Below are 14620 nucleotides of genomic sequence, written 5' to 3' on the forward strand. Positions count from 1 at the left end.
CCACCTGCTCGACCGATCGGGGCAGCATCAGCGCCACCCGGTCGCCGGTACCCACCCCCGCCTCGATCAGCACGTGCGCCAGCCGATTCGAGCGCTCGTGCAGAGTCCGATACGACACGTCCTCGTCGCCATAGCGCAACGCGATCCCGTCGGAATCGACTGTGGCGTCGAACAGTTCGGGGAGGGTCAGCGGAGGGACGGATTCAGGACCCGAAGAGTGAACCAGCTGGTCCCGCTCGTCCGCGGTGAGCAACGGCACAACCCCGATCGGGGTGTCCTCCTCGGCCCCGACGAAACCGGCGAAGTAATGCAGAAACCTCTCGTGGTGCCCGCTCAGCTCGTCCTTCTCGTAGACGGCGGGATTGCCCTCGAACTCCACCCGGACAGTCTTGTCTGCCACCCCCGGATAGATGGCGACCGCGAGATCGTCGACCGGGCCGGCGGTGAGCACGTTCAACTCACCGAGCACATCACCCCACCACGTTTCCTGGTGGAACATCATGATGTTGATCATCGGGCCGAAGCTGCTGCTCTCCCGCGGCGACGAACGCATGTCGTGCAGGATGTCCTCGTAGCGGTACCGCTGATGCCGCAGCGCGCCGGTCAACTCCAGTTGCACCCGGTGCACCAGATCATGAATGCGGCCGTGCGGATCCACCCGAATGCGCAGCGGCACCACGTTGGCCACGCTTCCACCGGAGCGTCGAGCGGCCGCCGTGGTGCGGGCCGTCACCGGCAAACTCAGCACGATGTCCGAATTGCCGGTCATCCGAGAGAGATACGCGGCGAACGCGGCCACCACCACGGGAACCGCAAACGTTTTCCACTCGTGGGCGAGCGCCTCGAGCCGGTCGGTGACTGCCGGATCCATCACCCGGCTGGCGAGCAGTGACACCGGGGACGGGTAAGCCTGCCGATCGGTCAGGCGCGAAGGTTCCGGCAGATCCCGAGTCCGCTGCGCCCAGTAGTCGCGATCGATCTCGAACCTGCGAGAGCGCGGGTAATCGTCCTCCGCCTCGTACAGCTCGCGGATGTGCAGCGCCTTCGACGGCGGTGCCTCCGTCCGCTGAACGGCGTGGGTGTACAGCTCGGCCACCCGGTTCATCAGCACCATCGCGCCGTAACCGTCGAGGATCAGGTGATGGGCGAAGGTGGTGAGGAAGTAATAGTCGGTGCCCAGATGCAGGAGGGTGGCGGAGATCAGCCGGTCATGGAACACGTCCATCGGCCGGCGACGCCGTTCGTCCATCCATCGATGCGCCTCGGCCACCGGATCGGTGTGAGACCGCAAGTCGATGTACGCCAGCTCGTCTTCGATGGTCTCGTCCGCCAGCTGGTACGGCTCACCGTTGTGCTCGATCAGCCGGATACCCGGCGACTCGATGTCGAACGAGCCCTGCTCGGACGCCCACTGAAGGGCGCCCACGTCCACATGGCCGCAGAGTTCCACGTACTGCGCCACCAGGATCGGCACATTCGGATCGAGCTGCTGCGCAAACCACAGGCCCTTTTGCGCATGTGACAACGGGAAAGCACGTGCATCCAGCTCTCCTGCTGTACTGCGGCGTCCTCCCAGAGCCACTGTGAAACCCCCGATCTACAACTCGACAGGCCGCCCCTCGGGTCGACACTCATGGGTGTTGCAGAGGAAATCGTTCTTGTGACCCTACCCGCTTCGCACGCACGTCTGCATGACTCGGCGGTCAGATCCGAAGGATCACAGGCCGAGAGAGCGGGCGAGCACGGGCCACGACGCATGCAGGTCGTCCTGCCAGTAGCCCCACGAGTGGGTGCCCGAATTCCGAAAACCATAGGTAGCAGGCACTCCCACCTCGCTCAACCGGTCGGCGAGGTGGTGCTGACAGTAGTTGGTGATCGCCTCGATTCCGCCGCCCACGACCACCTGCCGGGCGAGGACGGCAAGGTTGCCGTCGATGTGCGGACCGTCGAGCGACTCGTATACCCCGGGCAGTCCGTTGCCGCTCGAGATGAACAGTTCGGTGCCCTGCAACTGCGCCGCATGAATGTAGGGATCATTGGCCTGCCAGGCAGGGTCGCCCGACGGCCCGTACATGTTGTCGGGATTGCCGTTTCCGTAGTTGTTCATGGTCAGCCTGATGAACTGCTGGCCGAGGGGATCACTCGTCGAGGCGCAGCCGCTGTAGGCGGCGACACCGCGGAAAAGCCCAGGTGACGCGATCGCCAGCTGCAGCGCCGCCGTCCCCACCCTGGACATGCCGGCTATCGCATTTACGCCGTTGGTTCCCAAGGCCGAATCGATGATCGGAGGCAATTCCTCCGTCATGAACGTCTTCCACTTGTTGACGCCCAGAGCGGGGTCCGGGCTCTTCCAGTCGGTCCAGTACGCGTCTTCACCGCCTGTGGGACTGATCACATTCACGTTCTTGTCGGCCAGAAACTCAGCCATATCGGTCTTTTCGCGACGGATGCCGCCGTCGAGGAAATACAGCGACGGGCGGGGCCGACTCGTGTCCGCGGGCCGCTGCACGTGGACCGGAACCAGCCGCTGCATCGACGTCGAGTACACCTGAAGCACCAAATGCCTGTCATCGATCAGGTTTACGCGGTCGAGTACAGACCCGTTGGATGCGGATTCGGCCGCAAGAAGACCTGAATCACCAACTGGGTCAGCCGAAGCCGTTGATCCCGCGGTGGCCATCGACATCGCGATCATCGCAATCGCGGCAACGGAGACGCATCGACTCCCCCGGAATGTCCCGAACATCAACTCACCCCCGGTCGTCAGTAGTGCTGTGGATGTTAACAAGCCACGTTCCCACAAGAGTCCGGATCGATGCACACCGGCAACAGTGGGTACACGGATTCGGTCACGCTCGTCAACAGCGCAGCCAACCAACCGGATATCCTCGTGCCCGGAGAGCTAGGAGCTAATCTGCATGGACGCGAACGCGCCGAAGAATTCTGACAACGACGGCACAAGCCATGCCGAGGCAACCGGTGCACCTCGGCGGTGGAGCACCCGGCGGCGAGTGCTCACCGGAGTGGGTGTGGCTGCGGTAGCCGTCGTCGCATGGTTGGGGTTCTCCGCCTGGCAGGTGCAGCACAACCTCATGGGCGCCCGCGGCAACGCACAGCTCGCCAAGGACTCCCTACTCGACGGCGACACCGAGGCCGCGAAACAGGCAGCCGCCGACGCCCGGGACAGCGCCCTGCGGGGACAGGACAATCTGCACTCACTTCCGTGGAGCGCGATCGCCGCCGTCCCGGGTGTCGGAACACCCCTGGAGTCGGTGCAGCAGATGGCGGACGTCGTGGTGGGCCTCACCCAGGACGTGCTGACGCCGGCGGTGGATGTGGGAGTCGCGCTGTCGCCTCGAGACCTGATCAGCGAGGGCGGCAAGGTGAAACTCCAGCCGCTGCGCGACGCCGGTCCTGCACTGGAAGAGACCTCGGTGGCAGCGCGGGAGTTGGCAGATCAGGCGCACGAGATCCAGGACGCCGGGTATCTCGGCGTCGTCAACGATGTGCGGACGCAACTCCAGACCCAGACCGACGACGTGGCAAAACTGCTGGAGAACACCTCCATCGGCGCCAAGGTTCTCCCGTCCATGCTCGGTCTCGACGGACCCCGCAGCTACTTCATGGCGTTCCAGACCAACGCCGAGGCGCGTGGTACCGGTGGCCTGGTGGGCGGTTACAGCGTGATCCGCGCGAACAACGGCCACATGACCGTGGAGAAACTCGGAAAGAACAGCGAAGTCTCCTACGACAAGAAGCCCCTCGACCTCGGCCCCGAATTCCAGGCCAGGTACGGCAATTACAACCCCAGCGTGGATATCCGCAACAGCAACCTCAGCTCCCACTTCCCTTACGCCGGACAGATCTGGAAGTCCATGTGGGAGCAGGAGACGGGAGACACGGTGGACGGCGCGATCGCCACCGATCCGGTGGCCCTGAGCTACGTGCTCGGAGCGGTAGGCCCCATCACCATGCCGGACGGCGAGGTTGTCGATTCGAACAACGTCGTGGAACTCACCCAATCCACCGCCTACACCCGCTTCATCACCGACGAAGCCAATTACCAGGCCGGCAATGCCGACCGCAAAGACTACCTGCAGACCATCGCCGCCAAGGTAGTCGAGAAGATGACCGGCAAGATCGAGTCACCGCAGCGGCTACTCGACGCTGTGGGCAAGGCTGCGAGCGAACGCCGGATCGCCGTGTGGAGTGCCCACCCGGAAGAGCAGGCGATCATCGCGGATACCAAACTGGGTTACACCGTGCCGGAAGACACCGCACCGTATGCGGGTGTGGTGATCAACAACAATGCGGGCAACAAACTCGACTATTACCTGGAACGGGAAATCGACTACACCGCCGGTGAGTGCACCGGCGACACCCGCACGTCCACGGTCACCGTGCGCCTCACCAACAACACCCCGGAGGGTGACTTCCCCCGCATCGTCGCCGGAACGTTCAAAGAGAAGCCGCTGCCCTTCGGCACCAACCTTTCGATGGTGTCGCTACTGGCCACCGACGGGGCGCAATTGAAGAAGGCCAGCCTCGACGGCAAGCCGGTCTTCACGATCAACGGCGGTGAACTCGGACACCCGGTGTTCACCGTGCCCGTCACCATCGCCAAGGGCGACACCGTCGAATTGCGTTACGAACTCACCGAACCCGCGGCGGCGGGCGCTGCGCGGGTTCCCGTACAGCCGTTGGTGGATGATCCGAAGGTCACCGTGAACGTGCCTGTCTGCGGACAGTGATGCACGTGAAGGTCTCGGTGGTCGTGGTGACGTACAACAGCGCGGCCGTGATCGGCGAGTGTGTGCGCCCCCTGTCCCGGTGCGAGAACATCGAACTCGTCGTACTCGACAATGCGTCCTCCGATCACACGCTCCGCATTCTCGCGAGCGAGGCGCCCGACGCCACCGTGATTCGGAGCGACGAGAACCTGGGCTTCGCGAAGGGCGTGAACCTCGCCGTCGGTCAGGCCCGCGGCGACGCCGTACTGCTCCTCAATCCGGATGCCCGAATCTCTGCGGAAGAAGTACTGGCACTCGCCCAGACCATGGAAGATGCTCCCGACATCGGCATCATCGCACCGACCCTGACGCAACCGACAGGACGCCTCACCATTCGGGAGGGCGGCAGGCAACCCGATCTGATCAGCGTGTTCAATCATTACTCGGGGCTGTCCCGACTGTCGAACAGATACCACCGGTTCGAAGGGCTGTATCTGCTCCACACGCATGATCTCGAAACTCGGGACGTGGACTGGGTATCGGGTGCCTGCATGATGATTCGCCGGGAAATTTGGGACGCACTGCAGGGGCTGACCGAACGGTGGTTCATGTATGCGGAGGATCTGGAGTTCTGCCTCCGCGTTCGGCAGAGCGGGACACGGATCGTGATGAGCGCCGAACAGCGGGGAACCCATGTGGTGGGCGGCTCCGCAGGATCCGAGGTCTCCAAGAAGGCCAATCCCGCGTGGGTGGTCAACCTCTACGACCTTTACAAATGGCAACTGGCACAGAACCGCATACAGAGTCTGGCCTGGAAGGCATCGGTCACTGCGGGACTGCTGTCCCGATCGGCAGCCTTCTTTCTGAAATCGCTCCGCCGCAATCCGCGATCGGCGCTGTGGCGGGCGGAATCACACAAGTTTCTTTCCTACACACGATCACTGGTCGCAGAATCGAGCAGAATCGGCGGAGGCACCACATGAGTCCCATCCACCCACGCGTGCTCGTGCTGTGGGCCGACCGCGACTCGACGAATCTCGGGCTGCGCGCGCTGGCCGAGGGTACCCACGCGATCGTCACACGACGCTGGCCCGACGCCCAGGTCACCTTCCACACCCAGGGCAGCCCCGGCACCCCACTGAGCAAACGGGCCGTGCTGGGGGACATCTTCCGCTCACACGGCCCGATCAAGACGGAACTCGCCAGCTACGACGTGGTGCTCGATACCGGTGCGGGCGACAGCTTCACCGACATCTACGGATTGCGTCGCCTGCTCCTCATGTCCTACGTCCAACACGTGGCCACCAAAGTCGGTGTGCCCGCCGTTCTCCTACCGCAGACCATCGGCCCGTTCGACAGCAGGCTGGGACGGCTGCTCGCAAAGAGATCACTGCGGCACGCCACCGCCGTGTTCGCCCGTGACCCCGTGAGCGCCGCCTACGCGAAAGAACTGGGACGGGCATCCACCGCCGAATCCACCGACCTCGTCTTCGCCATCGATCGGCCCGACCTCGCTGCATCACCGCAACGCGACGTCGTGGTCAACGTCTCGGGTCTGCTCTGGTCCGAAAATCCGCACGTGGATCACGGCGAGTACCGGGCCGCCGTCGCCCAACTGATCGACGGCCTTCTTGCGCGCGGGCGCACCGTGAGCCTGCTCGCGCACGTCCTCGACTCGGAAGTGGTCGACAACGATGTCCCAGCCGTCCGCGAAGCCGCGGAGGGCCACGGTGACCGTGTCGAAGTCCTGATCCCGGAGTCACTCGACGAGGTACGCAGCATCCTCGCCGGCGCCACCGCGGTGGTCGGTGCACGCATGCATGCCTGCCTCAACTCACTGTCGGTGGGCACGCCCGCCATTTCGTGGGCGTACTCGCGCAAGTTCGCGCCGCTCATGAACGCACTGGGATGGAATATGCACGTCGACCTCCGGACTTCCGAAGATCCGGCCACCGAGACACTCGCACTTCTCGATTCGCTGGATGCCTCCGACGCGGCAGCACAGGTACGCAAGTTGCTGACCCGAACCGATTCGATGATGGACGATCTGGTCGACACCCTCGGGCACGTCGGCGCCCATCAGACCAGGCTGTAGTCGGCCTTACCCTTCAACACCATGGTGACGCACTGCCGAACATCAGTGGCACGGAACCAGAGAGACGCGAGGAGCACGAATGTGAATGCAGTCACGGTTGAAGACATCGAGATAGTCGCGGCAGTGAACGACTCCCGAGTCCTGGACGACTGCCTTCGCCGGTCGCCGGCGATCCAGTCGGGCCAAGTGCCGCTGAGAATCCTGACCGGGTATGCACGACCAGGTGAGGTGTTCAACGCCGCGCTGAACGGCTCGAGTCGCAAGATCGTGATCTTCGCCCATCAGGACGTCTACCTACCTGCACCGTTCATTTCTCGCCTGCTGGCCGAGCTGAATGAACTGAGTCGTCAGGATGCGAATTGGGCAGTGGTGGGTGCAGTCGGAGCTGATGCTGATTATCAGGTCCATGGGCAAGCGTGGTCGTCGGGCGCGCAGAAGATCGTGGGTCGGCCGTGCGAGACCGCTACGAGAGTGGAATGTCTTGATGAACTGCTGTTGGTCGTGCGGGCAGACATCGGAGTTCAGTTCGATCCTGACCTACCAGGTTTCCACCTCTACGGAACTGACATCGTGCAAACCGCCCGTCTATCTGGTCTTGCCAGCTATGTCGTCCCCATGCAGCTCGTTCACCACAGCAAACGACTGGCCAATCTTGGCGGCGCATACAAAGTTACATACAAGTACCTTCGGCAAAAGTGGGCGGATAGACTGCCTGTCCCAACCATGTTCGGCGGCATCCGTCGTACACCAATCGCTCGAATGCGCGCTGACCGGTATATCAGGTCGAACAATGGGTGGCGGAAGACGAGACCGGAACCAACAGGAAACCCTGTTGAAATTGCACGCAGGTTGGGTTATGAAGACAAGACCAGTTGAGATACCGGAAGCGGCGTCGAGGGGTAGAAGAGCCGGTTCCGTCGATGGCTGAGAAAAGCACGGCCAAGTCGGGTCCCTTCCGGTCAGCAATGCAGTCGCGCCTGGCCAACTCGCCGTCGATGATCGCCATCGGTCGATTCATCACGATGTTCTTTTCGTTGGCGACAGTGCCCATCGTTGCCAGGGCACTCGGCCCCGATGGGCGCGGGATCGCCGCCACCATGCTGGCCGTTCTGGCTATCACGCAAGTGCTCCTTGGACTTGGTATCCCACTAGCCGTCAGGCGTCGCGTAATTGTCGGTGACGATCGCTCAGATGTCATGATGACAGCACGCCTGTATGCAGCTCTTACGACCATTCCTGCCCTGGCTGTCGCCTTTTCTATCGATGTAATCCTTTTCACGGAACAGACAACAACGACGCGGATAGCATTCTACATTTCAATGGCGCTGATTCCGTTGACAGTGTCATGGGCGACAGACGTGAGCGTTCTCGTCGCTACAGAAGAGTACTTGCGGATGGCGCTGCTCGGAATCGTGCAGGCAGGGTCAAGTTTCCTTGTTGTACTTGCAATTTGGATGATCGGAAAACTCGATATCTCGAGCGTCATCTATGCGACGTTGGCGGGCAACGTTGTCACGTTCTTCGTGGGTCTGTGTTGGGTCGGTGCGCGTGGAGGACGCGTACGACATTTCTGGAGCCTGGCACGAGAGGGATGTAGTCTTGTCGGCGGCCAGATGGCAGGCATCGCGACGGGACGCGTCGACCAGATTATCGTCTTGCCAATCCTGGGTGCCGGCGGTGCGGGCATCTACTCGATCGCGCTGACGCTCGGATCGCTTCCAACCCCGGTCGCGCAGGCAGTCGGCGCTGGTTCGTTCGCGAACTTCTCGCGAGGCGAACGGCAACTCGTCCTCAAATCGATAAGGCACAGCGCAGCACTTTGCATCGTCACGGCTGCGATTCTCGGCGTGGCGTCATATTTCTTGATCCCGGTGGTTTTCGGAACGGCCTTCGCCGATGCAATTCCTGCCGCGCTGATAATGGTGGGTGGCTCGATCTTTACTGGGGTCGCCTTCGTTGCGTCAATGGCGTTGGCTGCCCAACGAAAAGGCGCACGAATGACCACGATTCAAGTGGGTGGCGTTCTGGTTGGCTTGGCTTTGCTGGCTCCCCTGGCCGTCACATGGGGAGCGGTCGGGGCAGCGAGTGCCATGACGGGAGGGTCTGCGGTGACACTTATACTTGCGTTGCACCAACTTCGGATCTCGCCGCTCGAGGCCTTGCCACGCTCGAGCGACTGGTTGAACTCTTTCCGTGATCTGATCAGAATCTGATGTGCGTCACCAGCGGCGGGCGCGGCGAAACGTTCCCGCCATCGCACGCAGGGCCCGGACCGGAGTTCCGAGCGACAACCGGAACAGCCCGAACCCACGGTATCGAGGGGTGCGATGCCCCGCGAGGGCACCGCCTGTCATTCGACCGAAAAGAGTGGCCCGCCGAACCACCTGGTGCTGTTGCACTTGCGCGACATCGTCCGGATCGATCGCGCGAATCGAGATCACACCATCCTGGGCGGCGCGACACAGAATGTCCTCGCCCCGCCGGGTCCGCGCGATAAGCACGCTCATTCCGTCCCGATTCGTGAAATCCGGATAGCCACGGCTGTCCGACCGCCAGAAATCACCGGCCGTGATGTCGGCGCTCTCGCCCACACCGTCCGGACACAGCTTGCAGCGCTGCTGAATCGTCGGCCCCAGATGCCGCCCCCAGGATTCTTCGTACGAGGTCTGTACCGAATTACCCTGCGCGTCCTCGACATAGAAATCGCCCGGCCAGCCGTGGCCGCGGTAGCGCACAGTCGAGAGTTCGGTTCCCTCGGCCACACCGAGGTCGCGGATCAGTGATTCCGTCGCACGCTGACTGGGCACACCGGCACAGAAGAAAGCCAGCAACAACGGAGGTTCCTGGTTGCGCGCCTCGGCGAGTGCCCGCAGCGCGGATACTTCACACGGCTTGCCAACCACCGCCGACCGCGCATCGTCGAGATCCGCCTTCGCTGCGTTCGCCACGGGCGCGTACCGAGAACCGGCTGCGCGCACCGCCTCGGATTGTGTCGACACGGCACCCGAGACGGTGACCGCGGCATCGGTTTCGGACGCGGACGCGACAACCACGCTCGTGATCTGACCGGTGCCGAGCAGCCAATCGTTCAGTGCCGTGAGCGCTCCACCGCTGCTGCCCGTGAACCGGATGTCGTCATCGACGGCGTACGCCTCCCAGATCGACACGATGGGTCCCAGCTGGTCGTGCCGGGTGGCACCCTCCGGCGATTGCGCACTCACGGAAACACCGGGACACGACCTGCGGAATTCGGCTACCGAAGCCACGTCCTGCTCACCGTCCGCCGATGGTGCGATGCGAGGCCGCACAAATCCGTCGTCCGCAAGGTGCATCGTGACATCGGGATCGAGCAGCGCACACGTTCCGCAGCCGGAACAATTTCCGCGGCTGACCACCTTCACGATCTCGTCGTGCAGTGCGTTCACGAGGCCACGGGCGCTTCGGTATCTCGGCGGGCCGCACCATCCATTGCCGTCTCCTTCTCCGTCATCGGCCGAACCAGCGCTGCGACGATCAGCCAGGTGACGCTGAACCAGAACATACTCGTCATCGTGGCGGCAGCCGTGAAGGCCACCACCACTGCATACGCGATCGGTCTCCGCGGCACAGGGACCGAACGCAGCACCGCGACACCCAGCCCCACCAAGAGCAACAGCCCCACTATGCCGCAGTCGTACAGCACCTGGACCGGAAGCATGATGATGTGTCCGGGCACGCCCGGCGATCCGGGTTGATCGTGCCGCAGGCTGAAGGTGTTGGTGCCGTTGCCGAACCAGAGATGGACGCCGTGCAGATCCTCGGCCGCCGTTTCCGCAACCTTCATGCGGAAGCCGACGTTGCCGCCCTCGAGATCGATGTCGCCCAGCTTGCCCTGCGATGCCACCGCCGGTGTGTCGACGTCCGATGTCGCTTCTTTTGCTTGCTTCGCACGCAGAGCGTCCTCACCGAACGACGGCAGCATGGTCGCCACGCCGAACGCCACCACCACTCCCACGAGAAGGGCAGCGGGACCGAACAGGAAGGTCCTGCTGCGGCTGCGGTCCTTGTACCACCGGGCGTATTCGTACGTCACGTACACCACCAGCCCCAGAACCATGCAGAACATGGCGGTCCGGGTTTGTGAGCCGATGATCCCGAGTGGCACCGCAACGGCCACCGCGATCATCCAGGCCCGATGGGTACCCTTGCGCGCCAACAGCAGCAACGTCCACAACACCAGGATGGAGGCGTAGATGTTGGGTTCCTGCGCCGTCACCCGCGCGACGAATACCTGGTACTGCAAATCGAAATTGGTGCCGAGTGTGATACCCCCGCCGGACGCGTTAGCCAGCATGAACGCGGCGAAGCCGGCCACCGCCCACGGCACGACACATCGGATCCCGATGTTCTCCACCCACACCGCCCGCACGCCCAGCGACATCACCGCGGCGAGCAGCAGCAGATCGATCGCCAACCACACCAGGATCGATGCGCTCTTGCTCAGGCTCGGAGAAGATAGCAGCGTCGCAATGACGTTCCACGCGATGAATGCTCCGAACATGAGCACCACAGGATGCCGAAGAACCCGGAAAAAGGATGCCCGGTCGCGTGAGTTCACCAGCAGCCATCCCGCGAGGGGCACGGGTGCGATCTGCTCGAGGCGGACGCTGTAACCGGCGAGGGTGAACACGTAATGGCCCAGGAAGGAGGCGGCGACCACCCCCAGTACCAGAGCGAACGTCACGAGGTCCCGACGGTCGCGCTCACCCGTCACGGCACTCCACCGGCCGGTGCTGCGATCGGCAGTGGGCTGCGCAAACATCAAATCAGGATCCTTCAGCCGATCGCCGCGAGAAGTGTCTCTTCGTACCGTTGGCACACATCTTCCCAGGTGTAATGGTCGAATGCACGTTGGACCGCCCGGTCACTCATCACCTGCTGACCCGCGGAATCATCGATCAGATCGGTCACCGCGGTGACGATCTCGGAGGCTTCTGCCTCCACGAACTTGCCGGCGTTACCCAGTACCTCCCGGTTGTACACGGTGTCGCGCGCGACGATAGGCGCCGAGCAGGCCATGGCCTGCACGAGAGCCGGGTTGGTGCCACCCACACTGTGTCCGTGAAAGTAGGCCCCCGCATTCTGCCAGAGCGAGAACAGCTTCTCGTCGTCACTGACATGTCCCAGCCACTTCACTCGATCATTGCGTGCGGCCAGATCCCGCGCCTGCTCGTCGAGTTCGCCGCCGTATCCGGAAGATCCGACGATCACGACGTCGCGCTCCCGGCTCAATACCTCTGCAGCCTCGAAGAACTCGGCCACCGTATTCTCCGGTACGAATCGCGCCACCATCAGTACGTACTCCTTCGGCGTCAACCCACCGATCGGGGAAAGCTTCTCCACCACGTCACCGCCGTAGGGAATGAAATCCCCTACGCGCTGAAAGTCGTTCTCCCACCGCCGCTTGATTTCGTGCGAATCCACCACCAACCGCGTGGCATGACGGGCTGTCATCCGCGCGCCGGCCCGAAACACCTGCCTGGCCCGCGTGCCCCACTTCTCGCGCTCCCACTCGATCCCGTCCACGTTCACCACCGTCGGGATTCCGCGCGCCTTGAGCAAGGGCAAGAAGAAGCCGTTCGCGACGTTCAGGACCAGGGCGACGTCCGGCTTCTTCACCGCCGAATCGAGGCAGGAGGACAACCCGTAGGACAGCGTGCTCAGAGACTGCGACTCGAAGCCGACGGTATTTCGAATCCCCACACGGTGGTCCCGTGCCGGATCATCAGGGACTGTCGCGCCCGGGCGGGAATAGACTGTGACGTCCCACCCCTGCTCGGCCAGGAAGGGCGCGAGATGCCGTATGAGTGTCTCGAATCCGCCGTAGTAACTCGGATAACCTCGGGTGCCGATGATGGCGATCGAACGTTTCGTTGAGATCATTGAATCCACTCCTGTCACTGATCACATCGCGCCGGCAACCCGATGGGTGCCTCGGCGGCTTGTTCGATGGGTGCTGAAATCACGTTGCCGTTGCGGTCTCCAGAAGGGTGTTCCGGATGGCTTCCACGGTGGCATCCCAGCTCCCCGATATACCGTTGCCCGCAAGTGTGTCTTCGACACGGCGCGCACCACGGGTGACCTCGGTGTGCACCAACTTGTCCAGGGATTCCGAAATAGCGGACACATCGAATGGGTCCACGTATTCCGCGTGTGGGCCCAGGTTCTCGCGCAATACCGGTATGTCACTCGCGAGAACACGGGCACCGAAGTAGGCTGCCTCCACCGGCGGCAGCCCGTACCCCTCGCCCAGCGAGAGAAAGCAGAACACCGAGCAGTTCTCGTACAGCCAGCGAAGTTCCGCATCTTCGGCGAAGTCGACAAAGAGAACGGACCCGGATTCAACAGCGGCTTTGACTGTTTCATTGATTGCCGCTGACCGTCCGGACGGCTGCCCGACTACGACGAGTGGCTGATCCCGCGAGATCGCTCCCGACCTCACCGCAGCCTCGATCGTCCGCGCGAGATTCTTACGAATATTGAGGCGTCCCACCGTGAGTACGAAGGCACCGGAACGCAGATCCGCGTTCGGTTTCCGCGAGGTTGCCCCGAGCAACGTCGATGACAATCCGAGTCCCGTCACGGCCACCGGGGATGGGACCTTGGTGTATTCGGGGATCCGCCTCGCCTCGGTTCGGGTGGTGGCCAGCACTCGGCCCGTGCGCTTTGCTAGCGCAGGGATCAAAGACAGGTATAGCCGTTCCACGCGCGTGAACCATTCCGGATTGCTCTGAAACAACATGTCGTGCACCAGTACTGCAGCCCGTGTGCTGGGGGCGCCGAAATTCTGGAGGAGCATCGCGTCGATATCGTTCCCGGACTTGACGTACCGCGGCAGTTCGAACGCGTTGATCGCCGGGTGACGCCTCAGTTTCGTCGAAATACGCTCGGTTCCAGGGGGAAGATCGGCTTCCGCGTCACTCCACTTCGAAGGGACCGCCAGAACGAGATGATCCTGCGGGAACGACCGCCGCCACTGGCTGACGATCTCTCGCAGTACCAGCCGATTCGAGTAGGGCCCATCGACCCACCAATACGCATCGATCAGTAGTCGCACAGGCTAGTCACCGAGCCTCTTATCACGCTGCGCGCCAGGGAAACTGCAGACGGCGCGAGCGGGTGACCCGGAGTCAATATGCGCCATCACTAGCCACCACCGCTCTGAGCGTCTTGGCAATGATGAGCATGTCTCCCACCATTGACCAATTCTCGACGTAAGACAAGTCGAGGCGCACCGAATCTTCCCACGAGAGATCGGATCTGCCGCTGACCTGCCACAGCCCGGTGACACCCGGCTTCACGAGAAGCCGGCGGTACACATTGCCGTCATACTCCTCCACTTCACGCCGAAGCGGTGGCCGCGGGCCCACCACACTCATCTCACCGCGCAACACGTTGAGGAACTGTGGAAGCTCGTCGATACTGAACTTGCGCATGATCTTCCCGACAGGCGTGGCCCTCGGGTCCACCCGTAACTTGAACAGGACTCCGGCACCTTCGTTCTGCCTCATCAGCGACTCGACCTGCTGGTCAGCGTCGTCGACCATCGAGCGGAACTTGAACATCTGGAACGGCTTACCGTCCAGGCCCATGCGCTCGGATCGGTAGAAGACAGGCCCGTTGCTGGTCACTTTGATGGCCAGGGCGGTCGCGAACATCAACGGCGCCAACAGGAGAAGCGCACCGAACGCAAACACGAAGTCGAACGACGTCTTACCGAACCGGTTTGCACCGTGGTACCGCGGCTTCTCCACGT

12 protein-coding genes are annotated in these 14620 nt (G+C 62.7%); 5 read left to right on the forward strand and 7 right to left on the reverse strand.

Going from position 1 to position 14620, the window contains the following annotated elements:
* Positions 1-1525, reverse strand: a 1525-nt coding sequence (locus tag WAW17_RS13265) for a condensation domain-containing protein (protein ID WP_422333428.1), incomplete at its 3' end; no start/stop codon positions are given.
* Between the two features lie 192 nt (positions 1526-1717).
* Complete coding sequence (locus WAW17_RS13270) at positions 1718-2695, reverse strand: alpha/beta hydrolase (RefSeq protein ID WP_422333439.1); 978 nt, start codon at positions 2693-2695, stop codon at positions 1718-1720.
* A gap of 223 nt (positions 2696-2918) precedes the next feature.
* Between WAW17_RS13270 and WAW17_RS13275 the strand changes: the two genes are divergently transcribed.
* The 5 genes from WAW17_RS13275 to WAW17_RS13295 all read left to right on the forward strand — a co-directional run bounded on the left by WAW17_RS13275 (position 2919) and on the right by WAW17_RS13295 (position 9038).
* Positions 2919-4751, forward strand: coding sequence for a DUF4012 domain-containing protein (locus WAW17_RS13275; RefSeq protein WP_422333429.1), 1833 nt, complete (start codon positions 2919-2921; stop codon positions 4749-4751).
* A gap of 5 nt (positions 4752-4756) precedes the next feature.
* Positions 4757-5713 (forward strand): glycosyltransferase family 2 protein, encoded by a 957-nt coding sequence (locus WAW17_RS13280; RefSeq protein ID WP_422333430.1) that lies wholly within the window; start codon positions 4757-4759, stop codon positions 5711-5713.
* Positions 5710-6825, forward strand: a complete 1116-nt coding sequence (locus WAW17_RS13285; RefSeq protein WP_422333431.1) for a polysaccharide pyruvyl transferase family protein — start codon at positions 5710-5712, stop codon at positions 6823-6825. The genes WAW17_RS13280 and WAW17_RS13285 overlap by 4 nt, the downstream gene beginning before the upstream one ends.
* Before the next feature lie 81 nt (positions 6826-6906).
* The gene (locus tag WAW17_RS13290; RefSeq protein ID WP_422333432.1) at positions 6907-7701 is read left to right on the forward strand and encodes a glycosyltransferase; all 795 of its coding nucleotides are present in this window, start codon (positions 6907-6909) and stop codon (positions 7699-7701) included.
* A 44-nt stretch (positions 7702-7745) separates the two neighbouring features.
* The gene (locus WAW17_RS13295; RefSeq protein WP_422333433.1) at positions 7746-9038 is read left to right on the forward strand and encodes a lipopolysaccharide biosynthesis protein; all 1293 of its coding nucleotides are present in this window, start codon (positions 7746-7748) and stop codon (positions 9036-9038) included.
* Between the two features lie 6 nt (positions 9039-9044).
* Here WAW17_RS13295 and WAW17_RS13300 read toward each other — a convergent pair whose 3' ends face one another.
* The 5 genes from WAW17_RS13300 to WAW17_RS13320 form a co-directional block, all read right to left on the reverse strand.
* Entirely contained in the window at positions 9045-10250 is a 1206-nt protein-coding gene (locus WAW17_RS13300) for a Coenzyme F420 hydrogenase/dehydrogenase, beta subunit C-terminal domain (RefSeq protein ID WP_422333434.1), read from the reverse strand.
* Positions 10247-11626 (reverse strand): hypothetical protein, encoded by a 1380-nt coding sequence (locus WAW17_RS13305; protein ID WP_422333435.1) that lies wholly within the window; start codon positions 11624-11626, stop codon positions 10247-10249. Before WAW17_RS13305 ends, WAW17_RS13300 begins: the two co-directional genes overlap by 4 nt.
* Before the next feature lie 14 nt (positions 11627-11640).
* Positions 11641-12747: a glycosyltransferase gene (locus WAW17_RS13310; RefSeq protein WP_422333436.1), complete on the reverse strand. Its 1107-nt coding sequence runs from the start codon at positions 12745-12747 to the stop codon at positions 11641-11643.
* A gap of 79 nt (positions 12748-12826) precedes the next feature.
* Positions 12827-13921, reverse strand: coding sequence for a glycosyltransferase family 4 protein (locus tag WAW17_RS13315; protein ID WP_422333437.1), 1095 nt, complete (start codon positions 13919-13921; stop codon positions 12827-12829).
* A 73-nt stretch (positions 13922-13994) separates the two neighbouring features.
* A partial coding sequence (locus WAW17_RS13320; protein ID WP_422333438.1) for a sugar transferase occupies positions 13995-14620 on the reverse strand: 626 nt, incomplete at its 5' end.

It is taken from the genome of Rhodococcus sp. (in: high G+C Gram-positive bacteria) (assembly GCF_049286785.1).
In the GTDB taxonomy this organism is placed as follows: domain Bacteria; phylum Actinomycetota; class Actinomycetes; order Mycobacteriales; family Mycobacteriaceae; genus Rhodococcus_F.

What these genes read in the sequence shown, in the direction of transcription:
- WAW17_RS13305 (WP_422333435.1), bottom strand. Translation starts at nt 11,626, where the DNA reads ATGTTTGCGCAGCCCACTGCCGATCGCAGCACCGGCCGGTGGAGTGCC.
- WAW17_RS13285 (WP_422333431.1), top strand. Translation starts at nt 5,710, where the DNA reads ATGAGTCCCATCCACCCACGCGTGCTCGTGCTGTGGGCCGACCGCGAC.
- WAW17_RS13295 (WP_422333433.1), top strand. Translation starts at nt 7,746, where the DNA reads ATGGCTGAGAAAAGCACGGCCAAGTCGGGTCCCTTCCGGTCAGCAATG.
- WAW17_RS13275 (WP_422333429.1), top strand. Translation starts at nt 2,919, where the DNA reads ATGGACGCGAACGCGCCGAAGAATTCTGACAACGACGGCACAAGCCAT.
- WAW17_RS13310 (WP_422333436.1), bottom strand. Translation starts at nt 12,747, where the DNA reads ATGATCTCAACGAAACGTTCGATCGCCATCATCGGCACCCGAGGTTAT.
- WAW17_RS13270 (WP_422333439.1), bottom strand. Translation starts at nt 2,695, where the DNA reads ATGATCGCGATGTCGATGGCCACCGCGGGATCAACGGCTTCGGCTGAC.